Consider the following 14,425-nt stretch of genomic DNA (forward strand, 5'->3'; position numbering starts at 1 on the left):
ATTGTGCTCCACGTCGTAGATCACCCCCACCCGACCTCCCCCATCAAGGGGGAGGGAGGTAGGGAGATTCCAGCTTTCGCTGGAATGACGCGAAAGGCGAAGGATGTGCGGGCCGTCTCGACCGTTCAACCGCGCTAGAAGATGCCCTGCACCAATCTGCCCGCGATCATCCGCACTGCCCCCGGTGCAGCAAGGCATGGTCGGCGAGGACCAGCGCCATCATCGCCTCCATCACCGGCGCGCCGCGTATGCCGACGCACGGATCGTGGCGGCCTTTGGTCTCGACGGTCGCGGCTTCGCCCGTCTGCGTCACCGTGTCCACCGGGATTCGGATCGAGGAGGTGGGCTTGAAGGCGGCGCGGACGACGATCGGCTGGCCGGTCGAAATGCCGCCGGCAATGCCGCCGCTGTGATTGGCAAGAAAGGCGGGCCCGTCCGGGCCCGGCCGCATCGCATCGGCATTTTCCTCACCGCGCAGGCGCGCGGCGGCAAAGCCTTTGCCGATCTCGACGCCTTTGACCGCGTTGATCCCCATCATCGCGGCAGCGAGATCGGCGTCCAGCTTGGCATAAAGGGGCGCGCCCCAGCCTGCGGGGATGCCGGTCGCGACGCATTCGACGATTGCGCCGAGGGACGAGCCGGATTCGCGCGCTTCGTCGACCAGTCCCTCCCAACGGCGCGCCGCGGCGGCGTCGGGGCAGAAGAAAGGATTGCGGGCGATCTCATCCGCATCGAACGCGGCCGGGTCGACCGGATCGCCGCCCAGTTCGATCACATAAGCGCTGATCGTGACGTCCGGGATGACAAGCCGGGCGATCGCCCCCGCCGCGACGCGCATCGCCGTTTCCCGCGCCGAGCTTCGCCCGCCGCCGCGCGGATCGCGCAGGCCGTATTTGGCGTCATAGGCATAATCGGCATGACCGGGGCGATAGGTTTGCGCGACGGCGTCGTAATCCTTGGACCGCGCGTCGACATTGTCGATGACAAGGCTGATCGGCGTGCCGGTCGTCCGGCCTTCATAGACGCCGGACAGAATCCGGACCCGGTCCGGCTCCCGCCGCTGCGTCGTGAAGCGCGATTGGCCGGGGCGGCGCTTGTCGAGGAACGGCTGGATGTTCTCTTCGCTTAAGACAAGCCCGGGCGGGCAGCCGTCGACCACCGCTCCGATCGCCGCCCCATGGCTTTCGCCCCAGGTAGTGACGCGCAGCAGACGGCCGAAGGTGTTGAAGGACATGCCTTTAGGCGAGCGCGATGTCGGGCGCGTCCTCGGCCTTCATGCCGATAACGTTATAGCCCGCATCGACATGGTGGATTTCGCCGGTCACGCCCGATGCGAGATCGGACAGCAGATAGAGGCCCGCGCCGCCGACATCCTCGATGGTGACGTTGCGGCGCAGCGGCGAATTCAGCTCATTCCATTTCAGGATGTAGCGGAAGTCGCCAATGCCGCTCGCCGCCAGCGTCTTGATCGGACCCGCCGAAATCGCATTCACGCGGATATTCTCAGGCCCAAGGTCCATGGCGAGATATTTGGTGCTGGTTTCCAGCGCGGCCTTGGCGACGCCCATGACATTATAATGGGGCACGACCTTTTCCGCGCCATAATAAGACAGCGTCAAAAGGCTGCCGCCGTTCGGCATCATCGCCCGCGCGCGCCTGGCGACCGCGACGAAGCTGTAGGCCGAGATGTTCATCGTCATCAGAAAATTGTCGAGGCTGGTGTCGACATAGAGGCCGCGCAGCTCGTTCTTGTCGGAATAGCCGATGGCGTGGACGACGAAATCGATCGTTTCCCAGCGCTGCTTCAGAGTCTCAAAAGCGGCGTCGAGCGTCGCCATGTCGGACACGTCGCATTCGATCAGGAAGTCGGAGCCGAGCGATTCCGCCAGCGGTCCCACGCGCTTCAACAGGGCGTCGCCTTGATAGCTGAAGGCCAGTTCCGCCCCCTGCTCCGCGAGCGCCTTGGCGATGCCCCAAGCGAGAGACATGTTGTTGGCCAGGCCCATGATGAGCCCCCGTTTCCCGGCCATCAGTCCAGTCATATGCTTTTCCTGTTATAGAATGCCTGTTCGCCCTCCTTTAATTCCTCTTCGGGGGTTTCCGCTAGTGCCGCATTGAGCTCCGCGCCGATCACGACGCCAAGGCCGATGATGAAGAAGAAGAAAAGCGCGATGATGACGCCGGCGAGGCTGCCGTAAGTGAGGTCGTAGCCGCCGAGCAGCGACAAAACCTTTGGCAGAAGCGCGGTCGTGGCCAGCCACCAGATTGTGACGAAAAGCGGGCCCGGCCACTTCCTGCACCCCTTTCGCCGATAGCGTTTCGGTGTCAGCGACAGGAAAAGGAGATAGAGCGATCCGAACAGGATGAGCGCGGGGGCGAACTGGACCAGTTGGAAGATGATGGCGAAATCGTCGCCGCGCGGAAAATAGTGGACGACGAATTCCTGCAACGTGGTGAGCAGGATCGACAGGCTGAACGCGATCATCGCCAAGACCACCGACCCGATGATGATGCCCACCGACCAGAGGCGATATTCCCAGAAGGGGCGGCTGAAATGCACCCCATAAGCACGGCGGATGATATCGCGGATCGTCTCGATGAAGCTGCCCGTGGTCCAGAGGCCGACCAGAGCGCCGAGCCACAGCAGGTTGCCGGACCGCGCTTGCAGCACGTCGGCGATGGGCTTCTTCAAAACTTCCGCGACATTGGGCGGCATGGTTTGCAGCACGCCGATCACAGCGTTCAAGCCCTCTTCCGTTTGCCCGAACAGGCGCGCGACGGCGGCGGCGACGATGACGAAGGGGAAGAGGGTGAGCAGCGCCAGATAAGCGAGATTCCCGGCATGGATGAAGCCGTCGGAATAGACGCCGACCGCTACGCGCTTCATGACCTCGAAAGGATAGGTGCCTGGCTTGACCCGGGCCAATTCGCGTCCGAAGCGCGCCCGCGCCTTGGCAAGGCGTTTCCGCCGCTCTTCCGGCGATTGGGGGGAGACTTCCTGCACGGCTGGCTAGACGCCCAAACCGCCCCGCGGGTTTCGTCCTTTGCCCTTCCAGCCTTCGACGAAGGCGGCGAGGTCGGCATCGTCCTTGGGCAGATCGACCATCAGGGTCACAAGCTGATCGCCGCGCGTTCCGTCCTTGCCGTGAAAGCCTTTGCCCTTGAGGCGCAGGACGTTGCCGGACGTCGCCCCTTTCTGGATGCTCATCATGACTGGCCCGTCGACGGTCGGTACCCGCACCTTGGCGCCGGCGACCGCCTCGTCCAAGGAAATGGGCAGATCGAGCCGGACGGTATCGCCGTCGCGGCGGAAGAAGCGGTGAGGCTGGATGGCGATGGTGACGATCGCGTCGCCAGGGCCGGCGGGTCCGGCCTGGCCCTGACCCGCGAGGCGGATCTTGGTCCCTTCTTCGACGCCCTTGGGCAGCTTGATCGCCACCGTCTTGCCGCCCGACAGGGTGACGCGCTGCTCTTTCAATGCGGCCGCATCCTCGAACGGGACCGCGAGGCGATAAGCGATGTCGGCGCCCTTCTGGGGCGGGGCCTGCCGCCCGAAACCGCCGCCGCCAAAGCCTCCGCGCCGCGCGGCGCCGCCGAACAGGCCCTCGAATAGGTCGGAAATATCCGCGCCCTCGCCGCCCATGTCGAAACCGCCGCGCTGGCCCCGGAAGCCGCCTCCAAAACCGCCCGGCCCGGCGCCCGTGCCTCCCTGGCCGAAGCCGAAGGGCATCTTGGGGTTCCCATCCTCGTCGATCTCGCCCCGGTCATATTGCGCGCGTTTGTCCTTGTCGGACAGGATGTCATAAGCCCCCGTCACCCTGGTAAAGCGCTCGGCGGCCTTGGGATTGTCCCGGTTGCGGTCGGGGTGAAGCTCCTTGGCGAGTTTGCGATAAGCCTTCTTGATGTCCGCCTCGCTCGCGCCCCGCGCCACGCCAAGCTGTGAATAAAGATCGGCCATCCGTCCTCAACACTCCACTCTCTGCCGGGCGAGCCCCGGTGTTGCCGTCACCTAACACAGCTGCAGATGGGCGTCAGCCCGCCCGCATGCAAGCGATTCCCTTGTGCTTGGCGGCGCGTCCGGGCAAGAGACGCCGCATGGAAACCGACCCGCATTTGCTGTTCGATCAATGGCTGACGAACGCCGTGGCGGAAGAGCCCAATGATCCCAATGCGATGGCGCTCGCCACCGCCGGCGCGGATGGGCGTCCGTCCGTCCGCATGGTGCTGCTGAAAGGTCATGATCCGCGCGGCTTCGTTTTCTACACCAATCTCGACAGCCGCAAAGGCGGGGAACTCGCCGCCAACCCGCATGCCGCCTTGCTTTTCCACTGGAAAAGCCTGCGCCGCCAAATCCGCATCGAAGGCGCGATCGAGCCGGTGAGCCCGGAGGAAGCCGACGCCTATTTCGCCAGCCGGGGCCGGGATTCGCAGCTCGGCGCCTGGGCCTCGGAACAGTCGCGCCCGCTCGATGCCCGCACCACATTCGAGGCGCGTTATGAAGAGATGCGCGCCCGCTTCGATGGCGCGGCCGTGCCGCGCCCGCCGCGCTGGTCCGGCTTCCGCGTCCTGCCGGAGCGGATCGAATTTTGGAACGACCGCGCCCATCGCCTCCACGAGCGGCGCCTGTTCGTGAAGGACGGTGCCGGTTGGAGCGAAGGCCTGCTCTACCCGTGAGCCGCCATACCGCCACCCATGCCGCGCTGGCGAGTGTCGGAACCGCGCTCTTTCTGCTCTTCCTCAAGGGCTACGCGGCTTGGGCGACTGGATCGGTGGCGATGCTGGGATCGCTCGCCGACACCGGGCTCGACCTCGTTGCCTCACTTGTAACGCTGTACGGTGTGCGCCTTGCGGCAGAGCCTGCCGATGCGGATCATCGCTTCGGCCACGGCAAGGCGGAAGCGCTGGCGGCCTTGTTTCAGGTCACACTTATCACCCTGTCGGCGATGGGGATTGGCTGGCGGGCGATCAACCAATGGCTAACCGGGGCTGTGACCAACGCGGCTGACGAAGGTATCGCAATATCCGTCATCGCGATGGCCGCGACCCTGCTTCTCCTAGCCTATCAGAAAAAGGTGATGGCGCGGACCAATTCCATCGCGATCCGGGCTGACAATGTCCATTATCAGTCGGATCTTTTGCTAAATGCCGCAGTGATTGTAGCGTTAGCGCTTGACCAATATTTTGGGCTTACCGGCGCTGATCCGGTTTTCGGCATTCTCATTGCCCTCTGGCTAGCCTGGGGGGCTTGGAAAGCTTCCAGCCATGCCGTTGATCAGCTGATGGACAAGGAATGGCCTGAGGAGAAGCGCCGGCACTTCCTTGCCGTCGCCGCGCGCCATCCGGAGCTCAAGGGCATTCACGACTTGCGCACCCGTTCGAGCGGCACGCAGGATTTCGTGCAATTCCACGTCTGGGTCGATCCGAATATGACCGTCGCCGAAGCGCATGACGTGATGGACGAGGTCGAAGCCAAGCTCGCCCGGGAATTTCCCGGCGTTGAAATTCTCATCCACCTCGACCCGGAAGGGCATGTCGACCATCCCGGCAATGCGCTGAAGGAAACCGACGAGAGCCGCCTCGCCAAAGGAGCAACCCCATGACCAGCCTTCCCTTCATCCAGGTGGACGCTTTCGCCGACCGGCCCTTTGCCGGCAATCCGGCCGCGGTCATGCCGCTGGAGGAATGGCTGCCGGACGATGTGCTGCAAGCGATCGCGCTCGAGAACAATCTCAGCGAAACCGCCTTCACCGTGCCGACGGAAGGCGATGCGGACTATGAGCTGCGCTGGTTCACGCCGGCCACCGAAGTCACCTTGTGCGGCCACGCGACGCTGGCCAGCGGCCATGCCTTGATCGCGGGCGACCGCGTTCGCTTTCGCACGCGCAAGGCGGGCATCCTGACCGTCGAGCGGCAGGGCGACGGCTATGCCTTGAGTCTTCCCGCCTGGAAGCCGGAGCCGGCACCGCTGCCGATCATCGTCGACGCCTTGGGCTGCAAGGCGATCGAAACGTTCTGGCATCTGCATCGTTACGGGCTGGTGGTGGTCGAAACCGCTGACGAGGTGTTGAATTTAAAACCCGACTTCCAGGCCATGGCGAAGCAGGGCGACGTCCTTACCATCGTCACGGCGCCGGGCCGGGAAACCGACATCATCAGCCGGGTGTTCGCGCCGGGAGCGGGTATCGACGAGGATCCGGTCACCGGCTCCGCCCATGCCGTGATGGTGCCTTATTGGGCGGAGCGGCTCGGCCGGGACAGCTTCACCGCCTTTCAGGCGAGCAAGCGCGGCGGGCATCTCACCTGCCGCCTTGACGGGGACCGGGTGATCCTTGGCGGGCGGTGCGTGACGGTGATCGAAGGGCAATTCCGCCTCTGAGGCCGAAAGGAGCTTGTGTGGGTCGCGAAGCCCGCTAAAGGACGCCGCGACCCTGTTTCGCAGGGTTCAATCTATCCCCGATATCCACGTTATCCACAGGCGGATTCCGCTTGGCGCGACTCATTTTCCGTGACAGCTTCTCGATGTGGCCGGGAACGGATGATCCGGAAACGGAAAGAAATTCCCGCCATGACCTGACGGAAACCAGCCCTGATCCTGCGAGGGAGACGGCGCGAAGGGACGGCAGGTCGGCCGGCAAGAACGGCCAGCGTCGAAGGCGGAAAGGGTGAAAGCCCGGCACATCTTGGACGCCGGCGACCCGAACCGGTCAGCAGGTGGTAGGCTCAAGCGGCCGAAGCCCTGCAATGCCGAAGCGGCGCTCGACTTTTCCCTGGAAAAGGCGAGACAGCGGAGGCGGGCGGACAAGCCGCGAGTGGACGGCGCTGGAAATTGGAACCTCGTTCCTTTGGATGCGCGCAGAAGCTCAAGGCAAACGCCCGGCAGAGCAGAGGATCTTGAACCGAAGCCCTGCACAACCGCTCGAGGCACGAAACCGGCCGCAAGGCCGTGCGGAGAGCCCGGGACAAGTGGGAGCTGGTGGCGACACCAGCTCCCATTTTCGTTTCGGGATGTTTCGGCTAGGGCTCTTCGCAAAGAGGAGGGACCGGTGGGCAGGCATATCGCGGTGGTGGAATGGTCGCTGGGCGACGGCAATTTCGCGCATGGCCGCTACAGCCGCGCCCATGCCTGGCATTTTGACGGCGGAGCCGAAGTGCGCGGCTCCTCCTCTCCTTCGGTCGTGCCCCTGCCCTGGTCCGATCCTGCGGGCGTCGATCCGGAAGAGGCGCTGATCGCCTCGGCATCGGCCTGCCACATGCTGTGGTTCCTCCACATTGCCTGCGACGCCGGTTTCGTCGTCACGCGGTACCGCGACGAGGCGGAAGGCACGATGGCGAAGGGAGCGGACGGAAAGATCGCGATCACCCGCATCGCGCTCCGGCCCGATATCGCCTTCGAAGGCACAGCGCCCAGCGCGGATGACCTCCACGACATGCATCACCGGGCGCACGATGCTTGCTTCATCGCCAATTCGCTGAAGAGCGAGATCGTCGTGGAAAGCGCCGGCTGAGCGGGACAAGGCTCAACTCTCCCCCGGTGTTTCATGGTAGAATGACCGGGGAAAGGAGACCGGAGATGAGTCGTATCCCGCATGCCCTCGCCTTCGCCGCGATGGCCCTGCCCGCATCGGCGGCCGCCCCGCCCGCCGGCCCCGACTGGAGCCAGGCGCGCCAGATCGAAATCGTGCTCGCCAACTTCGAATACCGGCCAAAGACGCTGACGTTGAAGGCTGGCGAGCCCGTCATCCTGACGCTCAGGAACCGGGCGGACAACGGCCACGATTTCACCGCCCGCACCTTGTTTCGCAAGGCCGCCGTGCGGAGCGGCGACATGCGCTATATCCGCGACGGCAGCGTCGAGGTGCCGCCTGGCGGGCACCGCTCGATCGGCCTGATCCCCGCCGCCGGACGCTATGGCGTGAAATGCACCCACAGCTTCCATCACATGCTGGGCATGGGCGGCGAAATCGTGGTGCAGTGATCGCCGGAGGAGGCGGTTCCGTCACATCGAATTGATGTGGAGGATGTTGCCGTCCGAATCCTTCAGCCAGGCTAGTTTCATGCCGCCCGCGACGTGGACATTGCCCTGCAAGTCCCCGAGGCCGGGATAATGTTCGAAGTGTACGCCCTTCGTCTCCAGCGCGGCGACGATGGCGTCGAATTCGTCCCCGACGCCCCAGACCACGGCATTGGCCTTGTTCGTGCCCGCAAATTCGGAGCGGTAGACGACGAGGCGGGTGGCGCCCGTCCGGTAGGTCAGCACGCCTTCCTCCGCGCCCTTCGCGATCAGCCCCAGCTCCAGCGCGCCGCCGTAAAAATCGCGGGCGCGATCGAGATCGCGGACGGCGACGATGGCGGCTGAATCATGATCCTTGAGCATGGCGGTCTCCTTCCCGCCGGGGCGAGCGCGCGGCGCGACGGATGGTTCAACCCGGGCGGGCGCCCCTAGCCCGCAATCTGATAGTCCTCCGCCACCACGTGGATTTCGCGCAGCTCCATGGTGAGCGGCGTGACGGTGTCGGGCTTCGTCTTGACGGTCACCTTGCCGGTCAAGGTGACCGTGGTGCCCGGCAAGGCGCGCAGGACGGGGAGGAGATCGGCGGGCGGCCGGATGTGGATGGCGTCGGTCCGCTTGGCCGGGTTCGCGCCCTTGACCCCGCGCACGCAGATCGACGCGGACATCTCCATCGTGAACGGCGCGCGGCCCTTCGCCGTTCCCTCGTCCGACAGCGCGCCCGACAGAGTGAGGGCGCCGTCATCCTTCGACAGATCGAAGCAGCCTTCGGCACCGTCATCGCGCGGAGCGGCGTGCGATGGCGCGGCGGACGCGACGGCGAGCGAGAGGAGAAGGGCCTTCACCGCCGTCACGCCGCGATCTGCGCTTCTTCCGCGACCACGCTGATTTCGACGATGTAGAAAAGCGGTGCGGCGGCGCCCGGCCTTGGCACGTAGACGCCGCTCAGGGTCACGGGACGATTTGCCGCGGCCTGCATCACGGGCTTCAAATCGTCCGGCACGCGAATGTCGAGCGTTTCGATCGTTCGAGACGGATCGGTTTCCATGCCGCCGGTGAGGCAGATCGAGGCGGACAGGTCGAGCCGCCATTCGGGCTGCGGCAAGCCGCCCGCGCTACCCTTCGCGGCTGCGGCGTTCGCGGCGAGGGTGCCGGTGAAGCTGAGCGGCGCTTCGGGATCGCTCAAGTCGAAACAGCCTTCGGCCCCAGCGGTTGGCGCCTGCGGTTCCTGCGCGGCAAGCGGCGCGGCGGCGAGCGCCAGGGCGAAAAATGAAAGTAAAGCCATGAAGATAATCCCCGAATCCAGATGCGATTGTCGCCCGGCCGGCGGCGCTTGGCAAGGACTCTCGACGTCTCTCGATCCTGTCGCCGGCATGATCGGCATCCTCACCGCGCTGACCCCCTCCATCAAAGATAAGTTTCAAGGAAGAGCGATGATCGATATCTGCCGTCCATAATTTGGTTCATTGCGATGGGTGGCGCGGCGGTAGCTGTAGAAGCGGTCGGGATCGGAATAGGTGTCGAGGCCCAAAGCTTCCACCTTCGTCACGCCCGCGGCGGCGAGGCGGGAGAGGACAAAGCCTTCGAGATCGAATTGATAATGGTCTTCCCGCCCACCGGAGAAAAAATGTTCGGAGGACGGATCGATATCGACGAAGCGGCGGAGGAAGCCTTCGTCCACCTCGTAGGATTTGCGTGCGATGGTCGGGCCGACGGCGGCGGCGATGGCCTCGCGCCGGGCGCCCAATTTCTCCATCTCGGCGATCGTCGCCTCGAGTACGCCGCCGACGGCCCCCTTCCATCCCGCATGCGCGGCGCCGATAACTCCGGCGTGCCTGTCGGCGAGCAAAACGGGCGTGCAGTCCGCCGTGACGATGCCGAGCGCGAGGCCGGGGCGATTGGTGACGAGGGCATCGGCTTCTGGCCGGGCATCGTCACCCCAGGGTTCGCTCACCGGAACGGCGATGGCGGAATGGATCTGATAGACGGAAACCAGCCGTCGCCCCGGCGCCACCGCCTCCACCGCCCGCCGCCGGTTTTCCGCCACCGCCGCCGGATCGTCGCCGCTGCCGAAGCCGGCGTTGAGGCCCGCGCACGGCCCTTTCGACACGCCGCCGCGCCGGCCCAGAAAACCGTGCGGGATGCCGTCCAGCAGTTTCGAGCGGATCGCTTCCACGGTCATGGCCGCGCCTCCAATGCGAGGTGCATCACGATATCCTCGTCGACATGAGTGCCGACCTTGAATGCATAGGGGCCGATTTCGGTGAAACCATAGCGCGCATAGAAGCGCCGCGCGCGGTGATTGTCGGTGAAGACGGAGAGGTAAAGATGTTCCGCCCCGCGTCGCCGCGCCTCGCCGATCGCCCAGTCCATCAAGGCCGGTGCGATGCCCGCGCCCTGCCAAGGCTTCAGCACGTAGAACTGGCGCAGCTCGATCGACGGCCCCACGGGCGTGAAGGGCAGGGTCGGCGGGCCGATCTTGATGAAGGCGACCGCTTCCCCTTCGGAAAGCGCGATGCGGACCGCGAAGCCGGGGCTGGCCAGCTCTTCGGCCCAGCGCTCCGTGCTATGGCTTTCCAGGAAGGCGGCAAGGTCTTCGGGCTTGTAGAGATGGCCGAAAGTCTCGGTGAAAGTGCGCCGCGCGAGCGATGCGAGCATCGCGGCATCCGCCGTCCCGGCCATGCGATAGGATATGCCGGTCATGCGAAGCCCTCCGGCTCGGGCCAACCGGGCGCGGTCACGGCCATGATCTTGAACAGGCTGCCCATCTCGTCCTCCGCGACAAGGCGGTGACGCGCGACTTCGACTTCTTCGGCGCGTTCTGGGGCGGCACGGCTGAGGGCCTTGACGCGCAAATCAATGCCCATTGCAGTCAGGAACGCGCCTTGCGTTTGCACAGCCGAAACCCGCGCCCCGCCAGCCCGGGCGGCATCGCCAAGCGCCTCGAAATCGACATGGGCGGTGAGATCGCGTCCGCCGGGTTCCGCGAAGGGATCGGCATAAGCATGACCGCGCACGGATTGCAGCGTATCGCCGATGCCGGTGCGTTGGTGTCCGTAATCGACGACGAGAGCCGCGCCGCCTTGCGCTGCGATCCGCTCCGCCAGCGCGCGCATGATAGCGACCGATGCAGGGGACGTTTCGAGGATCGATCCGACCGGCATGCTGCGCAGCATTTCGGGGATCGCGCCATACGGAACGGGAGGCCCGACGGCGGGCAGAAAGGCATCATTCTCCACGCCGATCATCCGCTCGCGCCAGCCATCGGGCATGCGGACGAGCTGCCGCACTGGAAGCGCGTCGAAAAATTCGTTGGCGACGATCAGCAGCGGGTCGTTGCCGGGCAGAGAGTCGACATGATCGTGCCAAATCGCACCGGGAACCCGCCTCTTCTGCGCGGCGCGCAACATGGGGCTGGTCTCGACGAAGTGGACGGTCGGCTGGAGTCCCGCGCCTTTCATCGCGCGCAGGGCGTCGGCAGCCAGCGTGCCGCGCCCCGGACCAAGCTCGACATAATGCACGCGCTCCGGACGCCCGGCGCGAAGCCACAGGTCGGCGAGCCAGAGGCCGATCAGTTCGCCGAACATCTGGCTGATTTCCGGCGCGGTGGTGAAATCGCCCGCCGCGCCGAGGGGATCGCGGGTCGCATAATAATGCGCATTCGCCTCGGCCATATATTGCGCGACCGAAATCGGTCCGTTGGCGGCGATCAGGCGCTTGAGCTTCTCTTCGACAGTCATCGTCCGGGAGAACGAAGACAGGGCTCAGGCGATGCTCTCGCCGCCTGCGATCGGCTCCACCCGTTCGCGACGGCCCTTGGCGGTGACGATGAGATAGAGGCCGCCGAGGATCATCGGCACGGTGAGGGTCTGGCCCATGGAAAGGCCCCAGGCGAGATGTTCGAGGCCCGCATCGGGCTGGCGCACCAGTTCGACGAGGAAGCGGCTGATGCCGTAACCCAGGAGAAAAGTGCCGACGAGCTTGCCCGGCTGATAGCGGGCGTCGGTCTTCCAGAACAGGAACCAGAGGATGAGGCCAAGGGCGATGCCTTCAAGGCCCGCTTCGTAAAGCTGACTGGGATGGCGCGGCAGATCGCCGCCGCCGGGAAAGACAACCGCCCACGGCACATGCGTCTCGCGCCCCCAAAGTTCCCCGTTCACGAAATTGGCGAGGCGGCCGAAGAAGAGGCCGAAGGGAATGCAGCAGGCGACATAATCGTGGACGCGCAGCCAGTTGAGGCCATGCTTGCGCGCGAGGTAAAGAAGGCCGAGCGACACGCCGATCACGCCACCGTGGAAGGACATGCCGCCGTCCCAGAGCTGGGGAATTTCCGCCGGGTTCGCTATATAATATTCGGGCCGGTAGAAAAGCACATAGCCGAGGCGCCCGCCTAGGATAACGCCGATCGCAACGAAAAAGACGAGGTCGTCGACATGCCGCCGCGCCATCGGAGCGCCGGGCCGGTCGATCAGCTTCAGCATGTACCACCAGCCGCACACGATGCCCGCGAGATAGGCGAGCGAATACCAGCGAAGCTGAAAGAAGCCGAGGTCGAGCGCAATCGGGTCGAGGCCCAGGCCGTCCCAGCGTATCCCGGACGAGGCGTCGATGACCGCTGCTGAAAGTGATGTCAGTATCAAGGCTTCCCCCTTGGGCTTTCAGCCCTCATAGTGAGCGTGAATCAAAACGAAAAGAGCGAGGATTGGAAAGGATGCCGAGCGCGCTCGACCTAAAGTTCGAAACCGTCCTCGACGCGGTGACCGGCCCCGGCGGCCCGATCCAGATCGGCCGCGACGACAATGGGCGTGCCATCGTCCAGAATTTTCCGCAGACCTTGCCCGCTTTCTTCGACGCCTTTTGTGCGCTGAATGCCGACACGATCGGTGTAATTTCGAACGGCGAGCGGCTGACCTTCGCGGAGCTGAACGCCGTCGCGACGCGCGTGGCGAAGGCGCTGATCGGCGGTCATGGAGTCAAGAAGGGAGACCGCGTCGCCATCGCGATGCGCAACTGCACCGCCTGGATCGTCTCCTACATCGCGGTCGTGAAGGCAGGCGGGATCGCGGTGCTGATCAATGGCTGGTGGCAGGCGGACGAGCTGGCGCATGGCCTTGCCCTCACCGAGCCCGTTCTTGTCCTCGCGGATGCGCCGCGTGCTGCCCGGATCGCGGCAACCGGGGTTGCGGGTGCGATCCTGACGCTGCACATCGACCAGCCGATCGAGGGAGCCATGGCGCCGGTGCTGGATCGAGACGGCGAGAATGCGGCGCTGCCCGACGTGTCGCCGGAGGATGACGCGACCATTCTCTTTACGTCCGGATCGACGGGTCTGTCGAAAGGCGCCGTGTCGACGCACCGCGCCGTCTGCAACGCGACTTACGCCTATACGATCAGCCTCATCTGTCTGAAGGGGATATTGGAAAGCGAAGGGCGCCCGCCGGTCAATCCGCCGCGCACCCTAGTCTGCGTGCCTCTCTTCCACGTCACGGGCGAGGTGCCGGTGATGCTGAACAGCTTCGTCATCGCGCGCGGGCTGGTCCTGATGCCCAAATGGGATGCGGGAGAGGCGCTGCGCCTGATCGAGCAGGAGACGGTCACCTATTTCGTCGGCGTGCCGACGATGAGCCTGGAACTGATGCAGCATCCGGACCGCGACAAATATGATCTTTCGTCCCTGACCGACATCGCCGCGGGCGGCGCGGCGCGGCCGGTGGCGCATGTGAAACGGCTGCAGGAGAGTTTCGCAACCGCGCAGCCCGCCTTGGGCTATGGCCTCACCGAAACGAACGCCACGGGGTGCGGCAATTTCTGGTCCAATTATGCGGCGAAGCCCGCGTCCACGGGCCGCGCGCAAGCACCGTTGGTCGAAGTCGCCATCTTCGGAGCGGAGGATCGCCATATGCCCGTAGGGGAGCGCGGCGAGATCGGCATACGCGGGGCGGGCAACATCCATGCCTATTGGCGCAATCCGGAAGCGACGGCGACCCTGTTCACGCCCGACGGCTATGTCCGCACCGGCGATATCGGCTATCTCGACGAGGACGGATATTTGTTCATCGTCGATCGCAAGAAGGACATCATCATCCGGGGCGGCGAGAATATCAGCTGCCAGGAAGTGGAGGCCGCCATCTACGCCCATCCGGCCGTGTCGGAAGCGGCGGTGTTCGGACTTTCCGATGAGCGGCTGGGCGAAGTGCCCGGCGCCGTCGTCTATTGCGAGCACCGGCAGGGGCTGGATGAGGAAGGGCTGCGCGTCTTTCTGGAACAGCGTCTCGCCAGGTTCAAAATTCCGGCTGTCCTCTGGTTCGTGGACGAACCTTTGCCCAAGCTCGGCACCGGCAAGATCGACAAGGTCGTTTTGAGGGACGCCTATCGCGCCAGGGCGGCGGCCTGACATTGATGTGGCGCGCGGCGCGG

General features: G+C 65.0%; 17 protein-coding genes. 6 read left to right on the plus strand and 11 right to left on the minus strand.

The features are described 5' to 3' along the window. Positions 1-166: 166 nt before the first annotated feature. From aroC to IC614_RS10910, 4 genes are read right to left on the minus strand one after another with little or no spacing between them, the layout of a single operon-like run. Positions 167-1,234, minus strand: coding sequence for a chorismate synthase (gene aroC / locus IC614_RS10895; protein ID WP_200971470.1), 1,068 nt, complete (start codon positions 1,232-1,234; stop codon positions 167-169). Between the two features lie 4 nt (positions 1,235-1,238). Continuing rightward, positions 1,239-2,042 carry an enoyl-ACP reductase FabI gene (gene fabI / locus IC614_RS10900; protein ID WP_200971472.1) on the minus strand — a complete coding sequence of 268 codons (804 nt, stop codon included), beginning with the start codon at positions 2,040-2,042 and terminating at the stop codon, positions 1,239-1,241. Beyond that, on the minus strand, positions 2,039-3,004 hold the full coding sequence (locus tag IC614_RS10905) for a YihY/virulence factor BrkB family protein (protein WP_200971474.1): 966 nt from the start codon (positions 3,002-3,004) through the stop codon (positions 2,039-2,041). The genes fabI and IC614_RS10905 overlap by 4 nt, the downstream gene beginning before the upstream one ends. A 6-nt stretch (positions 3,005-3,010) precedes the next feature. Further along, a complete protein-coding gene (locus IC614_RS10910) occupies positions 3,011-3,958 on the minus strand; it encodes a DnaJ C-terminal domain-containing protein (protein WP_200971476.1) in 948 nt (315 codons plus the stop codon). Positions 3,959-4,095: 137 nt separating this feature from the next. On the opposite strand from IC614_RS10910, the gene pdxH reads away from it, so the two are divergent. From pdxH to IC614_RS10935, 5 genes are all read left to right on the plus strand, one after another. Next, on the plus strand, positions 4,096-4,674 hold the full coding sequence (gene pdxH / locus IC614_RS10915) for a pyridoxamine 5'-phosphate oxidase (protein WP_200971478.1): 579 nt from the start codon (positions 4,096-4,098) through the stop codon (positions 4,672-4,674). Then, a complete protein-coding gene (locus IC614_RS10920; RefSeq protein WP_207791114.1) occupies positions 4,671-5,600 on the plus strand; it encodes a cation diffusion facilitator family transporter in 930 nt (309 codons plus the stop codon). Before pdxH ends, IC614_RS10920 begins: the two co-directional genes overlap by 4 nt. Next, positions 5,597-6,376 (plus strand): PhzF family phenazine biosynthesis protein, encoded by a 780-nt coding sequence (locus IC614_RS10925; protein WP_200971482.1) that lies wholly within the window; start codon positions 5,597-5,599, stop codon positions 6,374-6,376. Before IC614_RS10920 ends, IC614_RS10925 begins: the two co-directional genes overlap by 4 nt. A gap of 667 nt (positions 6,377-7,043) precedes the next feature. Continuing rightward, positions 7,044-7,505 carry an OsmC family protein gene (locus IC614_RS10930; RefSeq protein WP_200971484.1) on the plus strand — a complete coding sequence of 154 codons (462 nt, stop codon included), beginning with the start codon at positions 7,044-7,046 and terminating at the stop codon, positions 7,503-7,505. Positions 7,506-7,570: 65 nt separating this feature from the next. Beyond that, a complete protein-coding gene (locus IC614_RS10935; RefSeq protein WP_200971485.1) occupies positions 7,571-7,975 on the plus strand; it encodes a cupredoxin domain-containing protein in 405 nt (134 codons plus the stop codon). 21 nt (positions 7,976-7,996) lie between these two features. On the opposite strand, the gene IC614_RS10940 is transcribed toward IC614_RS10935, so the two are convergent. The 7 genes from IC614_RS10940 to lgt all read right to left on the minus strand — a co-directional run bounded on the left by IC614_RS10940 (position 7,997) and on the right by lgt (position 12,648). After that, complete coding sequence (locus tag IC614_RS10940; RefSeq protein ID WP_200971486.1) at positions 7,997-8,374, minus strand: VOC family protein; 378 nt, start codon at positions 8,372-8,374, stop codon at positions 7,997-7,999. A 65-nt stretch (positions 8,375-8,439) separates the two neighbouring features. Continuing rightward, positions 8,440-8,862: a hypothetical protein gene (locus IC614_RS10945; protein WP_200971487.1), complete on the minus strand. Its 423-nt coding sequence runs from the start codon at positions 8,860-8,862 to the stop codon at positions 8,440-8,442. After that, positions 8,859-9,293 carry a hypothetical protein gene (locus IC614_RS10950; RefSeq protein ID WP_200971488.1) on the minus strand — a complete coding sequence of 145 codons (435 nt, stop codon included), beginning with the start codon at positions 9,291-9,293 and terminating at the stop codon, positions 8,859-8,861. Before IC614_RS10950 ends, IC614_RS10945 begins: the two co-directional genes overlap by 4 nt. A gap of 135 nt (positions 9,294-9,428) precedes the next feature. Beyond that, complete coding sequence (gene pgeF / locus IC614_RS10955) at positions 9,429-10,190, minus strand: peptidoglycan editing factor PgeF (protein WP_200971489.1); 762 nt, start codon at positions 10,188-10,190, stop codon at positions 9,429-9,431. Then, positions 10,187-10,711, minus strand: a complete 525-nt coding sequence (locus IC614_RS10960) for a GNAT family N-acetyltransferase (protein WP_200971490.1) — start codon at positions 10,709-10,711, stop codon at positions 10,187-10,189. The genes pgeF and IC614_RS10960 overlap by 4 nt, the downstream gene beginning before the upstream one ends. Continuing rightward, entirely contained in the window at positions 10,708-11,748 is a 1,041-nt protein-coding gene (locus IC614_RS10965; RefSeq protein ID WP_226372644.1) for a class I SAM-dependent methyltransferase, read from the minus strand. The genes IC614_RS10960 and IC614_RS10965 overlap by 4 nt, the downstream gene beginning before the upstream one ends. A 24-nt stretch (positions 11,749-11,772) precedes the next feature. Then, positions 11,773-12,648: a prolipoprotein diacylglyceryl transferase gene (lgt, locus tag IC614_RS10970; RefSeq protein ID WP_200971492.1), complete on the minus strand. Its 876-nt coding sequence runs from the start codon at positions 12,646-12,648 to the stop codon at positions 11,773-11,775. Between the two features lie 71 nt (positions 12,649-12,719). Here lgt and IC614_RS10975 point away from each other — a divergent pair, with 71 nt between their 5' ends. Further along, positions 12,720-14,402: a class I adenylate-forming enzyme family protein gene (locus IC614_RS10975; protein WP_200971494.1), complete on the plus strand. Its 1,683-nt coding sequence runs from the start codon at positions 12,720-12,722 to the stop codon at positions 14,400-14,402. The last annotated feature ends 23 nt before the right edge of the window (positions 14,403-14,425 follow it).

This window comes from Sphingosinicella flava, from assembly GCF_016025255.1.
Classification (GTDB): domain Bacteria; phylum Pseudomonadota; class Alphaproteobacteria; order Sphingomonadales; family Sphingomonadaceae; genus Allosphingosinicella; species Allosphingosinicella flava.